Genomic DNA, 21,428 nt, shown 5'->3' with positions numbered 1-21,428 from the left:
GGTTCAGAAGGGCTGCCGCATCGGCGGCTCGGAATCCCTCCCCTGGCCCGCCTGCGGCTGGGTCTGCGGCGCGCGGGCCGTGAGGTCCGCGAAGGTGAGGGCGAAGAGGAAGCTCATCCAGATGAGCGAGGCCGCGCCGGCCAGCCGGAGAAGCGGGTCCGGCCGGCGCAGGTTCATGAAGAACACTGCCACGAGGATCGCCTTCACCGCCGCGATGCCGAGGCTGACCGCGCCGTTCAGCCCGTGCAGCGGCGCATAGGCCAGGGCGAGCGAGGCGCCGAGCAGGACGAGCAGCGCCAGCCAGACAGGCAGGACGTGCCGGAGGATGGCGGGCAGGGTCCGCGGCACCTCCTCCCCGATCCCCCGCCTCATGGCGCGCGCCCGCCGAGGTAGAGGAGCGGGTAGAGGACAATCCAGACGATATCGACGAGGTGCCAGTAGAGCGCCGCCGCCTCGAATGCCGGGCTGCGCAGCGGCCGCGCCCTGCGCCAGGCCTGCCAGCCCAGCCATGCCACCACCGTCATGCCGCCGAGCATGTGCATCGCGTGCAGCGAGGTCATGATCCAGTAGAGCGCGAAGAAGATCTGCGCCGACGGTTCCGCGAGCGCGAAGCCGTCGCCGGGGAAAAGGTGCTTCTCCAGGTCGGAGGACCACTCGAAGCCCTTCACCGCCAGGAAGGCGGCCCCGAGCGCGAGCGTGAGCCCCATCCCCCACAGCGTCGCCCGCCGGAGCTCCGCCCGCGCCGCCTCCGCCGCCACGGCCATGGTCAGGCTGCTGGTGAGCAGGATGGCGGTATTGGCGGTGCCGAGCGCCACCTCCGTCTCCCGCCCCGCCAGGATGAAGCCCGCCGGGTGCAGCGCGCGCATCACCGCGAAGGCGAGGATGAGGCCGGCGAAGAGCATCGCCTCGCCCCCCAGGAAGATCCAGGTGCCGAAGGCGGCGGCCTCCCTCTGGCGGCGCAGGCTGCGCCAGGGCTCGCGCAGCGCGCCGCTCACGGCGTGCGGACCTGGTCGCGATGCGGGTCGCCGTGGTCGTGGCCAGGCCCCTCGCCCTCCGGATGGTAGAAATAGGGGCCCTCATCCACCTCCGGCGGCGTGCGGAAGTTGTCGCGCGGCGGGGGGGAGGAGGTGCTCCACTCCAGCCCCGTCGCGTTCCACGGATCGTCCTCCGCCTTCTCCCCCCAGAAGACCGACCAGGCGAGGTAGCCCATCGGCAGCAGGTAGGCCCCGGCCAGCAGCACCGCGCCGGCGGAGGACATGACGTGCCAGACCTGGAACTCCTCCGGATACACCTGGTACCGGCGGGGCATGCCGAGATAGCCCATGATGAACATTGGAAAGAAGGTGAAGCCGAAGCCGAAAAACATGAGGATCGCGGCGAAGCGCGCCCAGGTCATCGGGTATTTCCGCCCCGTGATCTTCGGCCACCAGAAGGAAAGCCCGCCGTAGAAGGCGCTGACCGCCCCGCCCACCATGATGAAGTGGAAGTGTCCGACGACGTAGTAGGTGTCGGAGACGTGCACGTCGATCGGGATGGAGGCGAGGAACAGCCCGGTCAGCCCGCCGATGGTGAAAAGCCCGATGAAGCCGACGGCGTAGAGCATCGGCGCCTCGAAGGTGATCTGCCCGCGGTAGAGGGTGAAGGTCCAGTTGAACACCTTGATCGCGGAGGGCACGGCGATGACGAAGGAGAGAAAGGAGAAGGCGAGGCTGGCGTAGATCGACTGTCCCGAGACGAACATGTGGTGCCCCCAGACCAGGAACCCCGCGATCGCGATCCAGAGGATCGCGTAGACCATGAAATCGTAGCCGAACACGTTGCGGCGGGAGAAGCAGGTGACGATCTCGCTGATCACCCCGAAGGAGGGGAGGATCATGATGTAGACGGCGGGGTGGCTGTAGAACCAGAACAGGTGCTGGAACAGCAGCGGATCCCCGCCGCGGGAGGGGTCGAAGACCGGCAGGCCGAAGCCGCGCTCCGCGATGACCAGGAGCAGCACGGCGGTCAGCACCGGCGTCGCCAGCACCATCACCAGGCTGGTGCCGTAGATCGCCCAGGCGAAGAGCGGCAGGCGGAACCAGCCCATCCCCGGCGCGCGCAGCAGGTGGATGGTGGCGAGGAAGTTGACCCCCGTGGCAATGGAGGAGAAGCCCGCCAGGATGATCGCCAGCCCCGCCAGCAGCACGTAGCCGTTGGAGAAGGTGGTGGAGAAGGGCGTGTAGAAGGTCCAGCCCGTATCCACCCCGCCGGCGACCAGCGCGTAGATCAGCACCGCGCCAGCGAAGATGAACAGGTACCAGCTCAGCAGGTTCAGCCGGGGAAAGGCGAGGTCCCGCGCCCCGACCATCAGCGGGATGAGGAAGTTGCCGAGGGTGGTGGGGATGGAGGGCACGAGGAAGAACCAGATCATCACCGTGCCGTGCAGGGTGAACATCCGGTTGTAGCCATCGGCCGTCAGCACGTCCGCCTTCGGCGTGAACAGCTCCAGCCGTATCGCGACGGCGCCGGCCCCGCCGATGAAGAAGAAGGCCGTGAGCGCGGCCATGTAGAGCAGCGCGATGCGCTTGTGGTCCGTGGTGAGCAGCCAGGATCCGATCCCGCGCTCCGCCGTCAGGTAGCTCGGCTCCTCGTGCGGGATGGCGTCGGGCGCCGGGATTGCGGGGGTGATGTGGTTCACGGCGCGTCCTTCAGGGATCGCAGATAGGCCAGCAGGCGCTGCATTTCCTCCTCATGCACCAGCCCGGCGAAGGAGGGCATGACGTTCGGGAAGCCCGCCACCACGTCCCGCCGGGGCTGCAGGATGGAATCGCGCAGATAGGCCTCGTCCGCCGTCACCACGCGACCGTCCTGCAGCGGGACGGGGCTGTTGTAGACGCCCTCCAGCTTCGGCGCGCGCACCGTGGCGCTGCCGCCGCGCCGGTCCCCGTGGCAGCCCGCGCAGCCCAGCGAGACGAACAGCGCCGCACCCTCCCGGGCCAGGTCGTCGCCGCGGGGCTGCACGGCCAGCCAGCGGGCGAAGTCCTCCGGCTCCATCACCGTCACGGTGCCGCCCATGCGGGCGTGCAGCGTGCCGCAATACTCGGCGCAGAACAGGTTGTAGGTGCCGGTTTCCGTCGCGGTGAAGCGAAGCTCCGTCAGGCGGCCGGGCAGCACGTCCTGCTTCGCACGGAAGGCCGGGACAAAGAAGGAATGGATCACGTCCTGCGAGGTCATCAGCAGCCGCACCTGCTCCCCGCGCGGGACGTGCAGGGCGTCGATCTCCTGCGCGCCGTTGGCGTGGCGGGTCTTCCACATCCATTGCCGGGCGAGGACATGGACCTCGATCGCATCGGGCTGCGGCGGGTTGGCGCGCAACTCCATCCCCGTCGCCCAGGCGAAGAGGAAAAGGGCGAGGAAGAGGGTCGCGGCCGTCCAGCCCACCTCCACCTCCCGGCTGACGATCTCCGGCAGGGCGCCGCGCTTGGCGGAGGAGCCGCGGCGGTAGCGGATGGAGAAGCCCAGCAGCAGGCAGCCGACGAGGAGGAGGATCGCGCCACAGATGGCCAGCAGCACGCCCGTGAGCTGATCCACCTGCGCCGCGACATCGGATGCGGTGGCGGGCCAGAAACGGATCATGCGCGCCGGCCCCGCCGCGCGAGCAGCAGCGCCGCGATGCCGAGCAGGATCGCGGTTGCGGCCGTGCCCATCGCAAGCCCGCGCTTCACCACGGCGTTGTAGATCCCGCGCGCCGGGTCCAGCCCGTAGCAGAGCAGCCGGACGCCAATCTCCACCAACCCGCCCCCGCCGGCGGACGCGGCATCCCGCATGGCACCGGCCAGCGCCACCGGTTCCAGCGCCAGCCCCGGCAGCACGCGGGAGAGGGTGCCGGCCGGCGTCAGGACGATCGCGGCGAGCGGGTGCGCGTAGCGGTCGGAGGCCAGGTCGGGTTCCGCCCGGTAGCCGATGGCGGCCTGCGCCCGGTCCAGCACCGCCTTCGGACCGGTGAGGAAGCGTGCCGCGCGCATGACCTCCGGGAAGCTGCCGAGATAGGTGGCCTTCATCGCCGCCGCCTGCTCCGGCCCGTCCCGCGCGTCGATGCCGAGGACGAGGAAACTGTAATCCACCCCCGGCCGCAGTCCCGTTTCCACCAGAGCGGAGGCGGCGAGGCCGAGCGCGGTGCCGCAGAGCGTCTCGCAGGTGTAGTCGGCCAGGACCAGCACGGCGGGGCGCCCCCCCAGCACGTCGGCGGGCGTGGCGGGGCGCCCGGTCTCGTCCCGCAGCGGAAGGTCGAGCGGCAGGGCGGCGCCAGCGGGCGGGTTCAGCCCGGCCTCCGCCAGCTCGGCTTCCGTCAGCGCGGCGCGGGCGGGCATGGCGAGGCCCAGGGCCAGCATCAGGGCGAGGAGGAGGCGCCTCATCGCCCTGCCCTCTCCGGTGGCGCGGCCAGGGGCTGCACGGCAGGGGGCTGCACCGCCCTGGACCGCACGGCGTCCGGCCGCACCGGCAGTGGCTCCGGCGGCGGCGCCTCCAGCGGATCCAGCCCGGCGGCGCCGCGCGCGGCGAGGATCTCCATAGCCCGGGCGACGGGGATGCGGACCAGCCCGCGATTCCGGTCGATCCAGGCGTAACCCTCCATCTGCCGCGACTGCTCACCCCGCAGCGCGTTCATGTCGGCGGTGGAATCGGCCTGCAAGCGCGGCTCGGGGAAGGGCACGGGGCGCGGCGGGTCGTTCGGCGGCGCGCCGATCCAGCGGACGTAGAAGCTGATCCCGAACAGGGCGAGCCCAAGGAAGGCGAGCGTGCCGAAGCCGACGCCGAGCACGACGCCGGTGCGAACCGATTCCCTTTGCCGACGCTCCGTCATCTCACGCGCGGCCATGCTTCGCCTCCAGCCGCGCCGCCAGTGGACCATAGGCCAGCCCCACCCAGAGACCGCCCACGGCCACCAGCCCCAGCGCCGCCGCCGGCAGCGCCCAGGGGCCGACCGCCGGCGCCACGATCCAGGCCTGGTGCGCCGCCACGCCCACCAGCACGGGCGGCCCCAGCCGCGCCAGCGCCGCCGGGCTGCGCCGCACGCGCCCCAACAGGATCGCCCCCAATGGCAGGGCCGCCGCGAGGGCGAGGGCGAGGGCCTGGAGCCAGATCCAGATCCCTTCCTCCCGCTTGAGGAACCAAGCCGCCTTTTCCGGCAGGTTGCCGTACCAGGACACCAGGAACTGCGCGAACCCGAGGTAGAGCGAACCCAGCGCGGTTGCGAAGAGCAGCCCGGCAAGGTCCCCCGCGCGCCCGGGATCGTCCCCTTCCTGCTCCGGCCGCAGCGTGGCGGCCCAGGCGAGCGCGGCGAGGAGTTGCAGCAGGAAGGTCGCCAGCCCGAAGGCGGTGGAGAAGAAGCGCGGCTCCAGCGAGAGCATCCAGTCGACCGAGATCAGCGTGAGGGCGCCGAGGTGGAAGGCCAGTCCCAGCCCGCCCGCCACCGCCCCGGGCCGCCGCAGCAGCCACCAGCCCAGCGCCGACCAGCCCACGAGCGCGAGGAGCGTGCGCGCGGCGAAGCTGTCGGCGTTCAGGTAGAGGCGCGGAATGTCCTCCACCGGCAGCAGCCCCGGATCGGAGGCCCAGGGATAGAGGGTGCGCAGCCCGAAAAGCAGCGGCAGGCAGGCCAGGAGGAAGAAGGGCAGACTCGCTGCCGCCGGGCCGAGCGCCGGGCGCAGCGACCCCGCCCATTTCCCGCCCGTCAGCGCCCGCATCGCGAGAAGGCCGAGCGCGCCGAGGGCGATGCCGATCCAGAAGACCAGTCCCACCAGCCACCCCGCAAGCGGCGCCCGCGCCGGCGCCAGCAGCGCCCAGGCCGCCAGCAGCAGCGCCGCGGCCCCCCCCGCCAGCGCGGCACGCCCGGCATGGGCGCGGAGCCAGGGCAGCGGCCTCATGGCAAGCGCCCCGCCGCGTCCGGCGCCTCCGCCAGGGTGGCGTGGCGGGAGAGCTGGAGGGCGCGGATATAGGCCGCGATGGCCCAGCGGTCCGCCGGCTGCACCCGCGCGGCGTAGGAGTACATCACCCCGTAGCCATCCGTGATCACGTCGTAGATGTAGCGCGCCGGCACCGCCCGCAGGCGCTGCGTGTGGTAGGAGGGCGGCGGCGGGAAGCCGCGCCGCACGATCATCCCGTCCCCATCCCCCGCCGCGCCGTGGCAGGGCACGCAGTTGATCGCATAGCGCTCCCGCCCCCGCTCCAGCAGTTCCGCGGTGACGGGCGGTGGGTTCGCCGCGATCTCATCCCGCGCCAGGTCGCCCCGCGCCACCGCGCCCTCCGGCAGCATCCGGGCGGTGCTGCCGTTCTTGGAAAGGGCGCTGGCGGCGTAGGTGTTCTCCTTGCGCTGCTGGTTCATCTCCTGCTTGCAGGCCGCCAGCAGCAGGAACGGCAGAAGGATCGCGGCCCGGATCACGGCTGCAACGCCCGGACGGAGACCGGCCCCAGCCCGTCCAGCAGCGCGGCCAGCCTCTCCGCATCCGCGGCCTCGTCGGAGACGGTGAGGAAGAAGCGGTCCTGGCTGGCCCGGTCGAAGTCCCGCCCGGCGAAGACGGGGTGGTTCAGCCGGGGCAGCCCCGTGCCGATGAAAAAGCCCGCGATGCCCGTGAAGGTCGCGGCCAGGATGCCGGCCTCGAAGGCGAGGACGAGGAAGACCGGCCAGGCGTGCAGCGGCCGCGCGCCGAGGTTCAGCGGATAGTCGATCACCCCGCTGTACCAGCACATCAGGTAGACGAACCCCGCTCCCAGCGCCGCTGCGCACACCATGGCCGGGCGCAGCCTCGGTGCCTCCAGCGCCAGCGCGTCGGAAAGCCCTTCCACCGCGAAGGGCGTGTGCGCGTCCAGCCCCTTGAAGCCCGCCGCCCGCGCGCGCCGCGCCGCCTCGACCAGCGTGTCGGGGTCGCGGAACTCGGCGAGGACGATCGGCGCGCTCACCCCTCAGTCCTCCGCTCATGCAGCAGCTTGCCCAGGTCGTGCATCGCCACCGCCGGCAGCAGGCGCGCAAAGCACAGGAACAGCAGCACGAAAAAGGCGATGGTGCCGCCCAGCAGCATCCAGTCCCAGATCGTGGGGACATAGAGCGCCCAGGTCGTGGGGAGCTGCCCGTGGGTGAGCGTGTTCACGATAATGAGGATGCGCTCCAGCCACATGCCGAGCTGCAGCACGAGCGTGACGGTCACCACAACCCAGATCCGCCGGCGCATGGACGGGAACCACAGCAGCTGCGGCGCGACCAGGTTGCAGAAGAGCTGGAGCAGGTAGGCCGGGGCGTAGGGGCCGGTGAAGAGATGCGCCACATGCGCCCGCTCCAGCGGATCGCCGCTGTACCAGGCGTTGAACCATTCCGTGCCGTAGGCGAGCCAGAGGGCAACGGAACCGGCGAGGACGATCTTCGCCATCGCGTCGAAGTGACGGGGCGTGACCACGTCCTCCAGCCCCAGGCCGCGCCGCATGATGGCGGCGACCACCACCACCATGCCGAAGCCGGAGAAGAGGGCGCCGGCGACGAAGTAGGGCGGGAAGATCGTCTCCTGCCATCCCGGCATGAGGCTGGCGGCGAAGTCCATGCCGACCACGCTGTGGACGGAGACCACCAGCGGCAGGGCCATGGCGGCCATGGTGCGGTAGAGGACATCGTGCAGATGCCAGTGCCGCGCCGAACCGCGCCACCCCAGGGCCAGCGCACCGTAGATCATTTGCCGCGCCCGCGTCTGCGCCCGGTCCCGGATGGTGGCGAGGTCCGGGATCAGCCCGATCCACCAGAACAACAGCGAGAAGATGAGGTAGGTGGAGATGGCCGCGCAGTCCCAGACCAGCGCGGAGCGCCACTGCGGCCAGAGGTCCATGGTGTTGGGATAGGGCAGCAGCCAATAGGCCCGGTAGGGTCGCCCGAGATGAAGGATGGGAAACAGCCCGGCGATGCTGCCGGCGAAGAGCGTCATCACCTCCGCGAAGCGGTTGATCGCGGCCCGCCAGGGCTGCCGCGTCAGCAGCAGCGCCGCCGAGATGAAGGTGCCGGCATGGCCGATGCCCAGCCACCACACGAAGTTGGCGATGGCGAAGCCCCAGACGACGTTGGTGTTCACGCCCCAGATGCCGATGCCTTCGATGAAGAGCCAGGCGATCGAGACCACCATCACCAGCGTGCCGAGCCCGGCCGCCGCGAAGAACCCCCAGTAGAGCCGCCCCGCCTTCCGCCGGAGCAACGGGTCCGCCACCGTGCCGACGAGGGAGCCGTAGCTGGCGTCCTCCGGCAGCAGCCCTTCGGTGGCGCCGCTCATGTCCCCCCCTCCGGGCGGGGGTTGCGCACATCGGCGAGGTAGGTGGTGCGCGGGCGGGTGTTCAGGTGGCCCAACAGTTCATGGTGCTGCGGCTCATCCCGCAGCGCCGCCACGGCGGATGCCGGGTTACGCTTGTCGCCGAAGCTGATGGCGCGGGATGGGCAGGCGGATTGGCAGGCAGTGGTCACCTCGCCTTCCCGGATCGCGCGCCCTTCCTTCTCCGCCGCGCGGCGGGCGGCGGAGATGCGCTGGGTGCAGTAGGTGCACTTCTCCATAACGCCACGGGCGCGCACCGTCACTTCCGGATTGCGCTGGGCCGCGATGCCCGGGGCGCCGAGATTCGCGTATTCCTGCCCGTCCGCGTAGCCGCGATAGTTGAAATGCCGCACCTTGTAGGGGCAGTTCGCCTGACAGAAGCGCGTGCCGACGCAGCGGTTGTAGACCTGCACGTTCAGCCCTTCGGAATCGTGCACGGAAGCCGCCACGGGGCAGACCGGCTCGCAGGGCGCCGTCTCGCAGTGCATGCAGGGCACGGGCTGGAAGCCAGGCCGCGGGTTCTCCTCCGGGCCCAGTTCATAGGTGTCGATCCGCAGCCAGTGCATGTCGCGCCCGCGCGCGATCTCCTCCGGGCCGACGATCGGCACGTTGTTCTCGCTCTGGCAGGCGATGACGCAGGCGTTGCAGCCGATGCAGAGCGTGCTGTCGATCACCATGGCCCATGCATAGGTGTCGCCGTTCTTCGGCTCGTAGAAGGTCGGGAGTTTCTCCTCCTCGTGCGGCGGCCCGGCGGCCTTCCGCTGGAACTCCGCCAGTTCGAGGCTCGGAAAAAGATCGGCCTCCTCCGCCTCGATCCGGTGCGCGTCCGACGGCCGCAGGATCTCCGCCGTCCGCCCGGTCGCCTCCAGCACCAGCCCCGCCGCCGACCAGGACCCATCGGCCGGGCGCAGCGCGTAGGCATCCGTCCCCAGGCCGTCGCCGATCGCACCGGCGCGACGCCGCCCGTAGCCGAGGGTAAGCGCCGCCACCCCGCGCGCCATCCCGCCCTGAAGCAGCACCGTCGCCTCCACCACGCGCCCATCCAGGCGCAGGCGGGACACGTCGCCCGCGCTCAGCCCCAGGGCGCGCGCCTCCTCCGGCGCGATCTGCACGGCGTTGCCCCAAACCTGCCGGATGATCGGCTTCGGGCACTCCTGCAGCCAGGCATTGTTGGCGTAGCGTCCGTCCCAGACGGAAGGATCGGGCCGGAACAGCAGCGTGAAGCCCGGTGTAGACGCGGCCGGCGGCGCCAAGCGCGGTTCGGGGGGCGTGACGACCGGCGCGGCGCTCGCCTCCACCACGCCGTCGTGCAGCACGCGCCGCCACCACGCCTCGAATTCCCCGGCGGGCCGCCCGGCCGACCAGGTGGCGCGCACGGCGTCCCGGTCCCCCGTGTCGCGGTCCCCCAGCAGCAGGTTCAACAGCCAGATGGCGGAGCGCGTGTCGTAGATCGGCCGGATCAGCGGTTGGATGACGGAAGCGGTGCCGTCCGTTGCCCGCGCGTCGCCCCAGCCCTCCAGCGGGTGCGTTTCCGGCACATGCCAGCGGCAGAGTGCCGCCGTCTCGTCGAAATAGGGGCCGAGATGCAGGGTGAAGGCCTGGGAACGTCCCAGCGCCTCCGCGAAGCCGAGCGCGGCCGGGCTGTCATGCGCGGGGTTGGCGCCGATGACGACCAGCGTGTCCGCACGCCTGAAGCGCAGGTCTTCCACCAGAGCCGAGAGCGGTTCCGGTGTCTCAACCGGTGGTTCCCGATAGTCCACGGGCGCACGGAGCCGCGCGTTCACAGCGTGAACCAGCGCCTGCACATCCGGCGGCAGCCAGGGCCCGGCCAGCACCAGCGCCTCGCCGGGATGCGCCGCCAGGTCGGCCGCCGCCATCTCCACGAAGCCGCGCGCGGGCCCCGGCAACTCGGGCGCCGGCACGTCCAGCCCCAGCCGCGCCGCCAGCGCGGCGGCAACCGCCGCGATCTCCTCCGGCCGTGCGGGCAGGCGATGGTCGGCCTTGGCGCCCGTCAGGCTCAACACGGGCTCCGCGGCATAGAGGCGGGAGAAGCCTTCCCCGCCGGCCTTCCGCGCCTGCCGCCGCGCCGCGAAGCCTCGCGCATGGCGCGGCTGGTCCGGCCCCGGCCCCAGCGGATCGGCGTCCAGCGCCACCACCACCGCGGCGCGGTCCAGCCGGGGCATGGCGGAGAGAGGCCGTCCGAAAGCCAGCGCCGCGCCCGCGCGCGCGTTCTCCTCGCCCAAGGCCTCGTGCGCGTGCCAGCGCATCGCCGGGAAGCGCGCCTTCACCGCCCCGATCAGCCGCAGCAGCGTGGGCGAGGTGACGTTCCCCGTGAGGATCCGCAGCCCCTCCCCGCCCCGCGCCTCCAGCCCGCGCAGTCGCGGCTCCAGCGCCGAGACGAGGTTGTCCAGCGCACCGATCCGCAGCCCCTGCCGCACGGCGCGGGAGCGGTCGGGATCGTAGAGGGAGAGGATCGCCGCTTCCAGGAACACATCCGTGCCGCCGAGGCTCGCGGGATGCGCCGCGTTGCCCTCCAGCTTCACCGGCCGTCCCTCGAAGCAGGTGGCGATCACGCCGCGCCCGTAGCCGTTCAGCGTCAGCGTTGTCGCGAAGCGCATCGGCACGCCCGGCACCACGCGGTCGGGCTGCTCGACATAGGGGACGATCTCCTCCTCCGGCTTGTCGCAGGAAGTGAGGGCGGCAGCGGAGGCCAGGAGCGCCAGGGCGGCTTGCCGGCGGGTGAGGGGCGGCGCGCTCATCGATGGCCCCTCATCGGTGACACCGGGAGCAGTCGGTGAGGCCTTCCGTGCGGATCAGGTAGTCATGGATGAGCTTCTGCCCCTGCTGCCGCTGGTTCGCGGGGGCGCTCCAATCCATGTCGTAGATCTCTTCCTTCGGCCGCAGGTTAGGCGCGGGGTCACGGTGACAATCCAGGCACCAGCCCATGGTCAGCGGCGCCACCTGCCGGATCTGCTGCATGCGCTGCACGGCGCCATGGCAGGTGGAGCAGCCCACGCCTTTCGCCACGTGCACGCTGTGGTCGAAATAGACGTAGTCCGGCAGCCGGTGCACGCGCTGCCAGCGGATCGGATCGCCTTCGGCCAGGGAACGCCGCACGGGCGCCAGCATCGCGGCATTGGTCCAGATCTGGGAATGGCAGGTCATGCAGGTCTCGGTCGGCGGGATGCCGGCGAAGCGCGATTGCTCGACCGAGGTGTGGCAGTAGCGGCAATCGATGCCGAGGCCACCCGCGTGGTGCTCGTGGCTGAACTGGATGGGCTGCTCCACCGTGATGTCCTGCCGCGTGACATGCGCGGTGAAGGGCAGCACGATCAGCAGGCCCAGCCCGCCCAGCAGCGCGCCAGCGGTGGCCAGCAGCGCCGCGCGGGCGATGGTATCGGCATAGGGCGGGAAGATCTGCACGCGCGGCGCGTCAGCGGCTCAAGGGGCCGCTGACCACGGACTCAATCCGGACTCGCCCATCCCCGCCATCGACTCCCCCTATCTGCCAGGGGAGACGACACCGGGGCCCGCCAGCGCGTCAACGCTCCCACCCTGCCCTGCCATGCACAGTTGCGCGACATGACAGGGATGACATGGAGCGGCTTAACCTACCCTATTCCACCCGCGTCCCGTCGAAGCGCACCGGCTCGCCGGAGGGCTCACCGATTACCTCGTCCTCCCGCATCACGGCGCGGCCGCGGATCACGGTCATCACGGGCCAGCCCTGGCACCGGGTGCCCGCGAAGGGGCTCCAACCGCAGGGGGCGACGAGCCAGTCGAGCTCGATCGTGCGGGACTTGCCCATGTCCACCACGGTAAAGTCCGCGTCGTAGCCGGCGGCAAGACGGCCCTTGCCGATCGCGCCATAGACCCGCGCCGGCCCCGCCGCCATCACGTCCACGAGACGGGAAAGGGAAAGCCGCCCCTCCGAGACGTGGTTCAGCATCAGCGGCACGATCGTCTGCACGCCCGTCAGCCCCGCCGCGGTGGCGGGCCAGGGCCGCTCCTTCGCCTCCTTGGAGTGCGGCGCGTGGTCGCTGCCCACCGTGTCCACCGTGCCGTCCGCGATCGCCGCCCAGGCCGCGTCGTAGTGGCGCTTGTCGCGGATAGGCGGGTTCATCACGGCGTAGCCGCCCAGCGCGTCATAGGCGTCCGGCGCCCACTGCGTCAGGTGGTTCAGCAGCACCTCCACCGTGCCGACGTCGCGGAAGTCCTTCATGTACTCCAGTTCTTCGGCGGTGGAGACGTGCAGGATGTGCGCTGGGCGGTTCGTCTTGCGCGCCAGTGCCATTAAGCGGCGCGTGCCGAGGAAGGCGCACTCCACGTCGCGCCACTCCATGTGCAGCCTGTGCGGCCCGCCGGCCGCGAACATCGGCTTGCGCTCCTGCAGCCGGTACTCGTCCTCGGAGTGATAGGCGATGCGGCGGCCGCCGTTGCGCATCACGCGCTCCAGCGTCTCGTCGTCCTCGATCATCAGGTCGCCGGTGGACGAGCCCGCGAAGACCTTGATGGCGCAGACATTCGGCTCGCGCTCCAGCGCGCCGAGCTCGCCCACGTTGCTCCGCGCCCCGCCGATATACATGCCGACATCGCAATACGCCGTCTCGCGGATGTGGCCGCGCTTCCAGTCCAGCTTCTCCTGGCTGGTGATCGATGGCTGGGTGTTCGGCATGTCGAACACCGCGGTCAGGCCGCCCAGCACGGCGCCCTTGGTGCCGGTGCCCATGGTCTCCACGGCCGGGTCGCCGGGATCGCGCAGGTGGACATGCGGGTCGATCAGCCCGGGCAGCACGTGCAGCCCGGCGCAGTCGATCACTTCCGCCGCCTCGTCCGTCCGCAGGTCGCCGATCGTCACGATCTTGCCCGCGCGCACGGCCACGTCCGCACGCGCCTCGCCCCAGGGCAGGACCAGCGTGCCGCCGCGCAGGATCAGGTCATAGCTTGCCATCGTACCGCGGGCCTCCATTCAGCAAGGGGCGGTGATAGCGCAGCGCGGCACGGCGCGGGAGGCCGCCATGACGGCCGCCGCCCTTCCTGATAGGGTGGCTGCCGCAACGCAGCATACGGGCACCGGCATGGAACTTGGCATCGCGCGGCTGCCCCGCTGGTCCCGGTGGACCCTGCTCGTCGCCCTGGCCGCCCTTTTCTCCCTTGGGTTCCGGGCCGCGGGCATCCCCGGCGCCTCCCTCATGGGCCCCATGCTCGCGGGCATCCTCGTCAGCGTCGCGGGCGCGACGCTCCGCCTGCCCCGGCCGCTCTATGTCGGGGCGCAGGGCATGGTGGGCACCCTCATCGCCACGATCGTCACGCCGGCCATCCTGCACTCCTTCATGGATGACTGGCCGCTGATCCTGCTGGCCGTCTTCGCCACCCTGGCCGCCAGCAGCGTGCTGGGCTGGCTGATGAGCTTCTGGCGCGTGCTGCCCGGCACGACCGCCATCTGGGGCAGCGCCCCCGGCGGCGCCTCCGCCATGGTGGTGATGGCGGAGGCCTTCGGGGCGGATGTCCGGATGGTCGCGTTGATGCAGTACACGCGCGTGGCCTGCGTGGTCGCCAGCGCCGCCCTGATCGCCCACTGGCTGGCCGTGGCGCCCCCGCCCCCCGCCCCCTGGTTCCCCGCAATCGAGCCGCTGGGCCTCGCCAATGCCCTGGTCCTGACCCTCGGCGGGGCCTGGCTCGGCCGGATCGTTCGGATCCCCGCCGGGCCAATCCTCCTGCCGCTCCTCGTCGGCTCGGTGCTGCACTCGGCGGGGCTGCTGGAGCTGCAGCTGCCGCAATGGCTCACGGCGGTCGGGTTCGGGGCCATCGGCTGCCAGATCGGGCTCGGCTTCACCCGGCCCGCCCTGGCCCAGGCGGCGCGCGTGATGCCGAAGATCCTGCTCTCGGTCGTGGTCCTGATCGCGCTCTGCGCCGCCATGTCCCTCGGCCTGGCGAAGGTGCTCGGGCTGGACCCGCTGACGGCCTATCTCGCCATGAGCCCGGGCGGGATCGATTCGGTCGCGGTGATCGGCGCGGCCAGCGGCGCCGACATGTCCTTCGTCATGGCGCTGCAGACCATGCGGATGCTGGTGGTGGTCCTGGTTGGCCCGCCCCTGTCGCGCGCCCTGGCCCGGGGCCTGGACCGCCGGGACAGGGCCGCCGCGCCCTGAGCGGGCCGGAGACCCGGGAAGGGAACCCCGCCCCTCCCTCCCCCTGCATCGGACTGTGCCGGTTGGATGAGGGGGAGATCTGCCAGGGCTGCGGGCGGAGCATCGGCGAGATCGCCGCATGGCCTTCCGCCGGCGAGGCCGAGCGCCGTGCCATCCTCGCCCGCGCCGCCGGGCGCCGGTCCCGGATGCAGGAGGCGGGCTAGCCGGCCCGGCCGCTCACCCCAAGGCCCTCACCAGGTCAGCTCGGCCACCGTGATCCGGTTCTCCGCCAGCGGCCAGGCGCGGGCTACCACCCGCTCCTCGTTGAACAGCCCCACCACCGGCGTGCCGATCCGCTCCGCCGGCAGCCGCGCCGTGGCGGTGGCCCCGGCCGCCACGCCGCGCAGAACCTCGGCGGGCTCCTTCCCGTCCAGCAGCACCGCATCGCGCGGGATGCCGAAATAGCCGCGCGGACGGTTGAAGCGCACCAGCGCCGCCGCCCCGCGATCCGCCGCCGCGGGCGGCGCGGCAGGGCGCAGGTGGACCACGTCCGAGGAGCGGAGGAAGGGGTTGCGGTAGGAATGGGTGATCGGGTGGTCCGGCGCAGCCACCACGAACTCCAACAGCCAGTGCGGCCCCACCGTCAGCGGGCCCCAGAGACCGTCCGCGCCCGTGAGCTTGGCGTGGATCGGCCCGGCCATGCGCGCGCCGGTGCCGGGGTGCAGCCGGTAGACTTCCACCATGGCCCCCGCGACCGGCCGGTTGGTCTGCACCCCGCCCGGCGTGCCGGTGACGCGGCCGTTCAGCACCACCCGCTCCTCCGGCACCAGGTCCAGCCGATCCGGCTCCCGGCCGGCGATGAAACGGAAGATCTCGCGGAAGGCGCGGGCGGAATAGGCGGTCTCCCGGTGGTCCACCCCGGGCAGCACGATGTTGGTGGCGCCCCGGAGCTCCGGGCTGGCGTATCCAACCCCGGTCGGCACCCCCGGCCGGCCGAGATAGCGGCCATCGGGCTGGGCGTAGAGGTCGTTGGAGTCGGATCGGATGGCCAGGAAATCCGTTCCCGGCACCACCTGCGACTCCCCCGCGTTCAGCCGCCGCAGCAGGGCGGACCGGGCGCTGAACTCGCGGTTGGCGTTGGCGTCCCAGTCCCAGATGCCGTTGTTCGGCGTGCCGCAGGTGACGACGTGCGACACCTCCCCCCCGCCCCCGTGCAGCTGGACGTGGTTGCGGATGGGGTAGCCGCCGCGGGAATTGCCAACCAGCGCCACCCGGGCCGCGCCGGTCCGCCCGCGCAGGGCCGACACCTCCTCCGCCAGCTCGCTCCAGGCCTGGTCCGAGGAGGAACGGAGGGGCTGGGGCACGGCGTCGTCGTCCCGTGCCAGGGGATCGGTGAAATCCAGTGCGCGCAACCGGTCCCGGGGCCAGCCATTGCTCTCGAAGCGCCAGAGGGTGGTCATCCACAGCGCCGCGTGGTCGCCGTTGCCGTGCACGAACAGGATCGGGGTCAGGGCGGCCTCCTCGGCGGCGGTCTGCGCGAGAGCGGGGCGGGGCAGCAGCGGGGCGAGGGCGAGGCCGCCCAGGAGGACACGTCGGGCCAAGCGCATCGGCAGCGTTTCCTTGTTCTTCGCGGGTTCCCCCCAATGTAGAGGGAGGCCGCGCGACGAGACAGAGATGGCCTCTTGCCTTTTGTGCTATTGATAGTCATTCTCATCTGACATTCGAGACCCGGGAGCGGGGCCCCGGATGGATGGGCCGGGTCAATCCCCGCGATGACGCCGCCTGCCCATCCCGGTAGGGGCGCCCCGGCCCATTCCCGCCAACCCAGGGCCAAATCCCCGGGAGTGGTTCAGTTCCGATCCGCCAGCGGGGCGCATCTCCCCGCTGGCGCGGCAGGCGCCGCCCCCCGGCACCCGCCGATGCCGGGCCGGCCCCGCCTTCGCGCGGGCCGGCCCGGAAGGTTCCCCCGCCGCTTGCGCGCCTGCCAGGACTGGTCCATCCCGCCGGCCCCAACCCCGCCGGAAGCCGCCACGAGAATGCCCATCCCTCGACCCAGCATCCCGCCGGGGGCGGCCCTGCCCGCGGGGATCCTGCTGCTGGCGGTGCCGCTGGTTGCCGTGGGGCAGTTCCGCGGCATCGCCCTGGCCGCCACCATCGGCTTCGCCGCGGTGCTGGCCGGGCATCTGCGCGCGGGCGGGCGGCTCGCCAGGCCGGGGCGCACCGCGCTTCTCGCCCTGCTCCCCCTTCTCTGGTGCCTCGTCTCCGCGGCCTGGGCGCCCGCGCCGGCTCTCGCGGCCACCACGGCGCTCGTCATGGGCGGCTTCATCCTTCTCGGCTCCCTCGCCTGCGGCGCCGTCTCAACCCCAGCGCCCGGGGAGGCCGATACGATCCTGCGCCGCCTGGCCTGGGGGCTGGGCATCGCCATCCTCCTCGCCCTCCTCGACCATCTCGTCGGCGGCGCGCTGCGCGCGGGCATCCGGGGGATGCGGGACGTGCCGGGCACGCTGTCCTTCAGCCTGAAGCCCGCCGTCTCCACCCTCGCGGTGCTGCTGCCGGTGGTTCCCTTCCTGCGCGGCATCCCCCGCGCCGCGCAGGCGGCGCTGGTGCTGGGCGGGCTGCTCACCGCTTTCCTGCTGCCGGCGGAATCCGCGAAGATCGCCATCGTCGCCGGGCTGCTCGCGGCCGGGGCCGCGGCCTGGATCGGCCCCCGGATTGCCCGCGCGATCGGCGCGGTTCTGGCCGTCGGCTTCCTGGCGGCCCCGGTTCTCGTGGGCGCCATGCTGCCCCGGCTTCCCTCGCTGGAGACGATGCAGCCATCCGCCGCGCACCGCATCCTCATCTGGGACTTCGCCCTGTCCCGCATCGCGGAGCGCCCCGTCCTCGGCTGGGGCGGAGAGGCCGCCCGGACGATCCCAGGCGGCCAGGACCGGTTCGATGCCGCGACGCTGGACCGCTACGGCCTGACCTCCGACTTCTCCCGGGCCTGGTTCGGGCGGAAGGAGGCGCAGCGGCTGCCGCTGCACACCCACAACGCCCCGATCCAGGTCTGGCTGGAGCTGGGCGGGGTGGGCGCGGCGCTCGTGGCGCTGCTGATGCTCGGGTTGGGCGCCGCGGCGGCGGCGGTGGGCCCGGCCGGCGCGGGCGTGCTGGCCGCCGCCGCCACAGTAGGGATGCTGAGCTACGGCATCTGGCAGGAATGGTGGATCGGCCTGCTGCTCGTGGCCGCGCTCGCGCTCACCGCGCTCCGCCGTTCAGCAGCGCCAGATAGCGGGGCAGCACCGCGTCCCAGGTGAACTCCGCCCGCGCGCGCTGCGCCGCCGCCTCGCCCATCCGGCGGCGCAGGGCGGAATCCTCCAGCAGCCCGGCGAGGGCCGCCTCCACCGCAGCGGGGTCGGCGCCATCGCAGACCCGCCCGGTGTCCCCGTCCGCCACGGCCTCCGCCGCGCCGCCGTCCCGCCCGGCCAGGGCGGGCAGGCCGTGCCAGGCGGCTTCCAGGTAGACGAGGCCGAAGCCCTCCACCGAGTTCCCCTCCCGCCGCACGGGCATGGCGAAGAGGTCGGCCCCGCCGAGGAGTGCCGACTTCATCCCGGCCTCCACGCGGCCGAGAAAATGCACCCGCTCCGACACGCCCAGTTCCGCCGCCAGGGCGCGCAGCCGCGGCAGGTCCTCTCCCCCGCCCGCCACCGCGTGGCGCAGGTAGGGATGTCGCGCTGCCAGGGCGGGGATGGCGCGGATCACCATGTCCACGCCCTTGCGCGGCTCCAGCCGGGCCAGGGAGAGTATCAGCGGCCCCGCCCCGCGCAGTTCCGCCACCGCCACCCGGTCGGCCTCCCCGGCCCCTGGCTGCGCCTCGATCGGCGGGAGCACCACCGAGAGGGGCGGCGCCCCGCCCGGCAGGAAGGCCCGCACCAGCCCGGCGGTGAAGGCCGAGTTCGCGGCCACGGCATCCGCCTTCGCCAGCGCCCGCTCGATCCGCCCCCGCTTGCGGGCCGAGGGATCGCGCGGGAACTCCATGCCGTGCGCCAGCACCAGGGTCGGTACGCGGGGGTGCGGCAGGGCCTCAAGGCTCTTCCAGCTGTCGGCGATCACCGCCTCCACGGGATGCCGGGCCAGGGCACGGCGCGCGGCGAAGGCCTTCACCAGCCGGCGCAACGGGCGCGGCCCGCCGTAGCGGCGCAGTTCCAGGCCGGACGGATACACAGGTTCCCCCAGCCCCCGGCCCCGGATGTGGTCGGCCAGGACCAGCACCTCCCGCCCACTCTCCGCCAGAGCCCGGGCCATCCCGCCCATCAGCGTCTCGATCCCTCCGGGATCGGGCGGGAAGTTCTGGGTGAGGAGGAGGATCAAGCGTCCGGGTTCCCGTACCGTTCCGGCTCCAGCCGCGCCTTCAGGTGGGACAGCACGGGAACCATCCCCGCGCAGACGGCCAGCAGCACGCCCCATCCCCCTTCCCGCCAGCCGCCATGCCGGAAGTAGGAGCCGAAGGAGCCGCGCAGGGAGCCCGCCAGCGCGCCGGGCAGCGTGCCCGTGCGCCCCGCCGCCAGACGGTCGGCCGCTTCCGCATCCGTCTCCCGGTCCAGCCGCCGCAGCAGGCCGGAGACGTCCTGATCCACCACCCGGTGCAGGCCCGCCACCAGGATCGGCGGCCCCTCGGCACCCCCCCACTCCGCCCCGGCACTCCTCCCGCCGGCGCGCCAGCGCTTGGCGCCCTGGCGGGAGAGGACGGGCTTCTCCGCCGCGCCCATCCGGCCCACCCAGCCCCGCCGGATCAGCCGGTCGCCCACATGGTTGTCGATCCGCAGCCGGTGCCAGGCATGGGTGGAGGTTTCGGCGACCCGCCGGATCTCCGGCCACAGCTCGGCGGGCACGCGCTCATCCGGCTCCACCTCCAGCACCCAGTCGCCGGAGCAGGCCTCCAGCCCGGCGTTGCGGCGCTCGCCCTCCGTCGCCCAGGCGCCCTCGATCACGCGGTGGGCGCGCTTCCAGGCGATGGCGAGGCTGGAATCGGTGCTGCGGTCCAGCACCACCACGATCTCGTCGGCAGGCTCCAGGCTGGCGAGGAGGTCAGGTAGCCGCTCCGCCTCGTTGCGCGCGACGATGAGGGCGGAAATTCGGCTCATGCTGCGCTCCGTTCCTTGGCGGCCCGCGAAGTCTAGACCGCGACGGGCGAGGGAAGCAGGGCCGTTGCTGCCTCAAGGGCCATCTCCACGGAAAGCCCCTCCATTTGCCCGTCCGGCGCCAACACCGCCCGCGCGGCGCGGCCCACCGGCCCGTATTCGGAGGCGGGGGTGGGGCCGAAGAGCCCGAGCGTCGGCGCCCCCGCCGCGGCGGAGAGGTGCATCAGGCCGGAATCATTCCCCACGAAGAGACGGGACCGCTCCAGCAGCGCCGCGGCCTCCGGCAGGGCAAGCTTCCCGATCAGGTCCAGCGCGCCGGGCAGGGCGCGGACCACCGGCTCCGCCATGGCGCGCTCCGCCTCGCCCGGCCCGCCCAGCAGGACCGGGCGCGCGCCCTCCAAGGGGCCGCCGGACGCGGTCAGGGCTTCGGCCAGGGCCACGAAGCGCTCCGCCGGCCAGACCTTGCCCGACCAGTTGGCGGTGGGGCCGAGGGCGAGGATCGGCCGGTCATCCCCCAGCAGGGCCGCGACGCGGGCGGAATCCTCCGGCGCGAACCAGGCCACCGGGCGGGGCGGCGGGTCCAGCCGCAGCACCCCGGCGATATGGCCGATCCGGTGCCCGGGCCGCCGCCCGCCCCGCATCACCACCCGCCGCCGCGCGGGCACGAGATAGCCGAGCGCGGAGCCGCGCAGATCCACCACCAGATCCCAGAAGGTGCCGGCCACCTGCGCCCAGAGGTCGAACCAGTGCAGGGAGAGCGGCCGCTTCGTCACCACGATCGTCCGCTCCCGCCCGGGCATCCGGGCGAAGACGCCTTCCGCCACCGGGCCGCAGGCCACCGTAATCCGCGCGCCGGGATGGGTGCGGATCAGGTGGTCCAGCAGGCCGGTGGAGAGCACGGCATCGCCGATCCGGGTGGAGGTGACGAAGAGGATCCGCATGACCGGGGGTTTGTAGCACGCCCCAGGGAGAATGGGGCCAGTGGATAGGGCCAGCACGGCTTGCAGCCGGGCCGCGCGCGCCCGATCTGCCCCCCATGCCAGCCACACCCCTTCCCGACCGCGGCCTCGTCGCCGTCTCCGGCCCCGACCGGGAGACCTTTCTCCAGGGCCTCGTCTCCAACGACGTGACGGGGCTGGGCACGGGCATGCGCTGGGCCGCCCTGCTCTCCCCCCAGGGCAAGTGGACCACCGACTTCCTGATGTTCGAGGCGCCGGGGATCGCGGGGGACGCCATCCTGCTGGACCTGCCGCGCGCCGATGCGGCGATGGTGGTGGAGCGCCTCTCGCGATTCCGGCTGCGGTCGAAGGTCACCCTCTCCGACCGCACCGGGGATATGCCGGTCGGTGCGGTCTGGGCGGAGGAGCCGCCCATGGCCGCCCTGGCCCGCCGCGACCCGCGGCTGGAGGCGGCGGGCTGGCGCACTTACGGCACGGCGCTGGAGGGTGACCCGGCGGCCTACGACCGCCACCGCCTGGCGCTCGGCCTGCCCGACGGCACGCGGGACCTGGACCGCGACAAGACCGTGCTGCTGGAGGCCGGATTCGACGAGCTGGGCGGCATCGCCTGGGACAAGGGCTGCTACATGGGCCAGGAGCTGACGGCCCGCACCCGCTACCGCGGCCTGCTGAAGCGGCGCCTGGTGCCGGTGGCCGTGGAAGGCCCCCTGCCCCCACGCGACGCGCCGGTGACGCTGGACGGCGGGGTTGTCGGCGACATGCGGTCCGGCGCGGAAGGGCTCGGCCTTGCCCTGCTCCGGCTGGAGGCGGCGCGTGCCCCCGCCCTGGCCTGCGGGGAGGCGGTGCTGCGGCCCATGGTTCCGGAGTGGATGCGCCTGCCGGCTCCGGCGTGACCCCCGCGCCCTT

The 21,428-nt window shown here is 72.5% G+C and carries 21 protein-coding genes; 4 read left to right on the top strand and 17 right to left on the bottom strand.

The window, feature by feature from the left end; translation table 11 throughout:
• Window positions 1-3: 3 nt before the first annotated feature.
• From J5Y10_RS01345 to J5Y10_RS01285, 13 genes are all read right to left on the bottom strand, one after another.
• Entirely contained in the window at window positions 4-372 is a 369-nt protein-coding gene (locus J5Y10_RS01345; protein ID WP_209369877.1) for a cytochrome C oxidase subunit IV family protein, read from the bottom strand.
• Window positions 369-995: a cytochrome c oxidase subunit 3 gene (locus J5Y10_RS01340; protein WP_342452802.1), complete on the bottom strand. Its 627-nt coding sequence runs from the start codon at window positions 993-995 to the stop codon at window positions 369-371. Before J5Y10_RS01340 ends, J5Y10_RS01345 begins: the two co-directional genes overlap by 4 nt.
• The gene (locus J5Y10_RS01335; RefSeq protein WP_342452801.1) at window positions 992-2,677 is read right to left on the bottom strand and encodes a cytochrome c oxidase subunit I; all 1,686 of its coding nucleotides are present in this window, start codon (window positions 2,675-2,677) and stop codon (window positions 992-994) included. The genes J5Y10_RS01340 and J5Y10_RS01335 overlap by 4 nt, the downstream gene beginning before the upstream one ends.
• A complete protein-coding gene (coxB, locus tag J5Y10_RS01330; RefSeq protein ID WP_209369876.1) occupies window positions 2,674-3,615 on the bottom strand; it encodes a cytochrome c oxidase subunit II in 942 nt (313 codons plus the stop codon). The genes J5Y10_RS01335 and coxB overlap by 4 nt, the downstream gene beginning before the upstream one ends.
• A complete protein-coding gene (locus J5Y10_RS01325; protein WP_209369875.1) occupies window positions 3,612-4,394 on the bottom strand; it encodes an SCO family protein in 783 nt (260 codons plus the stop codon). Before J5Y10_RS01325 ends, coxB begins: the two co-directional genes overlap by 4 nt.
• Window positions 4,391-4,855: a hypothetical protein gene (locus J5Y10_RS01320; RefSeq protein ID WP_209369874.1), complete on the bottom strand. Its 465-nt coding sequence runs from the start codon at window positions 4,853-4,855 to the stop codon at window positions 4,391-4,393. Before J5Y10_RS01320 ends, J5Y10_RS01325 begins: the two co-directional genes overlap by 4 nt.
• Window positions 4,842-5,900: a hypothetical protein gene (locus tag J5Y10_RS01315; protein ID WP_209369873.1), complete on the bottom strand. Its 1,059-nt coding sequence runs from the start codon at window positions 5,898-5,900 to the stop codon at window positions 4,842-4,844. Before J5Y10_RS01315 ends, J5Y10_RS01320 begins: the two co-directional genes overlap by 14 nt.
• Window positions 5,897-6,415 (bottom strand): c-type cytochrome, encoded by a 519-nt coding sequence (locus J5Y10_RS01310; RefSeq protein WP_342452800.1) that lies wholly within the window; start codon window positions 6,413-6,415, stop codon window positions 5,897-5,899. The genes J5Y10_RS01315 and J5Y10_RS01310 overlap by 4 nt, the downstream gene beginning before the upstream one ends.
• Window positions 6,412-6,933 carry a DUF3341 domain-containing protein gene (locus tag J5Y10_RS01305; protein ID WP_209369872.1) on the bottom strand — a complete coding sequence of 174 codons (522 nt, stop codon included), beginning with the start codon at window positions 6,931-6,933 and terminating at the stop codon, window positions 6,412-6,414. The genes J5Y10_RS01310 and J5Y10_RS01305 overlap by 4 nt, the downstream gene beginning before the upstream one ends.
• Window positions 6,930-8,279 carry an NrfD/PsrC family molybdoenzyme membrane anchor subunit gene (gene nrfD, locus J5Y10_RS01300; protein WP_209369871.1) on the bottom strand — a complete coding sequence of 450 codons (1,350 nt, stop codon included), beginning with the start codon at window positions 8,277-8,279 and terminating at the stop codon, window positions 6,930-6,932. Before nrfD ends, J5Y10_RS01305 begins: the two co-directional genes overlap by 4 nt.
• Window positions 8,276-11,074: a 4Fe-4S dicluster domain-containing protein gene (locus J5Y10_RS01295; protein WP_209369870.1), complete on the bottom strand. Its 2,799-nt coding sequence runs from the start codon at window positions 11,072-11,074 to the stop codon at window positions 8,276-8,278. Before J5Y10_RS01295 ends, nrfD begins: the two co-directional genes overlap by 4 nt.
• Before the next feature lie 10 nt (window positions 11,075-11,084).
• Window positions 11,085-11,738, bottom strand: a complete 654-nt coding sequence (locus tag J5Y10_RS01290) for a cytochrome c3 family protein (RefSeq protein WP_209369869.1) — start codon at window positions 11,736-11,738, stop codon at window positions 11,085-11,087.
• A gap of 193 nt (window positions 11,739-11,931) precedes the next feature.
• The gene (locus J5Y10_RS01285) at window positions 11,932-13,266 is read right to left on the bottom strand and encodes a dihydroorotase (RefSeq protein WP_209369868.1); all 1,335 of its coding nucleotides are present in this window, start codon (window positions 13,264-13,266) and stop codon (window positions 11,932-11,934) included.
• A 31-nt stretch (window positions 13,267-13,297) separates the two neighbouring features.
• Here J5Y10_RS01285 and J5Y10_RS01280 point away from each other — a divergent pair, with 31 nt between their 5' ends.
• A complete protein-coding gene (locus J5Y10_RS01280) occupies window positions 13,298-14,467 on the top strand; it encodes an AbrB family transcriptional regulator (RefSeq protein ID WP_342452799.1) in 1,170 nt (389 codons plus the stop codon).
• Window positions 14,464-14,670 carry a DUF1289 domain-containing protein gene (locus tag J5Y10_RS01275; protein ID WP_209370284.1) on the top strand — a complete coding sequence of 69 codons (207 nt, stop codon included), beginning with the start codon at window positions 14,464-14,466 and terminating at the stop codon, window positions 14,668-14,670. Before J5Y10_RS01280 ends, J5Y10_RS01275 begins: the two co-directional genes overlap by 4 nt.
• A gap of 27 nt (window positions 14,671-14,697) precedes the next feature.
• Here the strand turns inward: J5Y10_RS01275 and J5Y10_RS01270 are convergent, their stop codons facing one another.
• Complete coding sequence (locus J5Y10_RS01270; protein WP_245214176.1) at window positions 14,698-16,053, bottom strand: hydrolase; 1,356 nt, start codon at window positions 16,051-16,053, stop codon at window positions 14,698-14,700.
• Between the two features lie 429 nt (window positions 16,054-16,482).
• Between J5Y10_RS01270 and J5Y10_RS01265 the strand changes: the two genes are divergently transcribed.
• Window positions 16,483-17,739 (top strand): O-antigen ligase family protein, encoded by a 1,257-nt coding sequence (locus J5Y10_RS01265; protein WP_209369867.1) that lies wholly within the window; start codon window positions 16,483-16,485, stop codon window positions 17,737-17,739.
• Here J5Y10_RS01265 and J5Y10_RS01260 read toward each other — a convergent pair.
• From J5Y10_RS01260 to J5Y10_RS01250, 3 genes are read right to left on the bottom strand one after another with little or no spacing between them, the layout of a single operon-like run.
• Window positions 17,681-18,793 (bottom strand): glycosyltransferase family 4 protein, encoded by a 1,113-nt coding sequence (locus J5Y10_RS01260; RefSeq protein ID WP_209369866.1) that lies wholly within the window; start codon window positions 18,791-18,793, stop codon window positions 17,681-17,683. The two genes, J5Y10_RS01265 and J5Y10_RS01260, sit on opposite strands and share 59 nt — an antisense overlap.
• Window positions 18,790-19,566 (bottom strand): glycosyltransferase, encoded by a 777-nt coding sequence (locus J5Y10_RS01255; protein ID WP_209369865.1) that lies wholly within the window; start codon window positions 19,564-19,566, stop codon window positions 18,790-18,792. Before J5Y10_RS01255 ends, J5Y10_RS01260 begins: the two co-directional genes overlap by 4 nt.
• A 32-nt stretch (window positions 19,567-19,598) precedes the next feature.
• Window positions 19,599-20,504, bottom strand: a complete 906-nt coding sequence (locus J5Y10_RS01250) for a glycosyltransferase family 9 protein (protein WP_209369864.1) — start codon at window positions 20,502-20,504, stop codon at window positions 19,599-19,601.
• Between the two features lie 95 nt (window positions 20,505-20,599).
• On the opposite strand from J5Y10_RS01250, the gene ygfZ reads away from it, so the two are divergent.
• Window positions 20,600-21,415 (top strand): CAF17-like 4Fe-4S cluster assembly/insertion protein YgfZ, encoded by an 816-nt coding sequence (ygfZ, locus tag J5Y10_RS01245; RefSeq protein ID WP_209369863.1) that lies wholly within the window; start codon window positions 20,600-20,602, stop codon window positions 21,413-21,415.
• Window positions 21,416-21,428 lie beyond the last annotated feature (13 nt).

This window comes from Roseomonas indoligenes, assembly GCF_017813365.1.
Classification (GTDB): domain Bacteria; phylum Pseudomonadota; class Alphaproteobacteria; order Acetobacterales; family Acetobacteraceae; genus Roseomonas; species Roseomonas indoligenes.
This window is presented reverse-complemented; position numbering and strand designations above follow the sequence as displayed.

What these genes read in the sequence shown, in the direction of transcription:
- coxB (WP_209369876.1), bottom strand. Translation starts at nt 3,615, where the DNA reads ATGATCCGTTTCTGGCCCGCCACCGCATCCGATGTCGCGGCGCAGGTG.
- J5Y10_RS01285 (WP_209369868.1), bottom strand. Translation starts at nt 13,266, where the DNA reads ATGGCAAGCTATGACCTGATCCTGCGCGGCGGCACGCTGGTCCTGCCC.
- J5Y10_RS01325 (WP_209369875.1), bottom strand. Translation starts at nt 4,394, where the DNA reads ATGAGGCGCCTCCTCCTCGCCCTGATGCTGGCCCTGGGCCTCGCCATG.
- J5Y10_RS01320 (WP_209369874.1), bottom strand. Translation starts at nt 4,855, where the DNA reads ATGGCCGCGCGTGAGATGACGGAGCGTCGGCAAAGGGAATCGGTTCGC.
- J5Y10_RS01345 (WP_209369877.1), bottom strand. Translation starts at nt 372, where the DNA reads ATGAGGCGGGGGATCGGGGAGGAGGTGCCGCGGACCCTGCCCGCCATC.
- J5Y10_RS01295 (WP_209369870.1), bottom strand. Translation starts at nt 11,074, where the DNA reads ATGAGCGCGCCGCCCCTCACCCGCCGGCAAGCCGCCCTGGCGCTCCTG.
- nrfD (WP_209369871.1), bottom strand. Translation starts at nt 8,279, where the DNA reads ATGAGCGGCGCCACCGAAGGGCTGCTGCCGGAGGACGCCAGCTACGGC.
- J5Y10_RS01270 (WP_245214176.1), bottom strand. Translation starts at nt 16,053, where the DNA reads ATGCGCTTGGCCCGACGTGTCCTCCTGGGCGGCCTCGCCCTCGCCCCG.
- J5Y10_RS01250 (WP_209369864.1), bottom strand. Translation starts at nt 20,504, where the DNA reads ATGCGGATCCTCTTCGTCACCTCCACCCGGATCGGCGATGCCGTGCTC.
- J5Y10_RS01315 (WP_209369873.1), bottom strand. Translation starts at nt 5,900, where the DNA reads ATGAGGCCGCTGCCCTGGCTCCGCGCCCATGCCGGGCGTGCCGCGCTG.
- J5Y10_RS01265 (WP_209369867.1), top strand. Translation starts at nt 16,483, where the DNA reads ATGCCCATCCCTCGACCCAGCATCCCGCCGGGGGCGGCCCTGCCCGCG.
- J5Y10_RS01255 (WP_209369865.1), bottom strand. Translation starts at nt 19,566, where the DNA reads ATGAGCCGAATTTCCGCCCTCATCGTCGCGCGCAACGAGGCGGAGCGG.
- ygfZ (WP_209369863.1), top strand. Translation starts at nt 20,600, where the DNA reads ATGCCAGCCACACCCCTTCCCGACCGCGGCCTCGTCGCCGTCTCCGGC.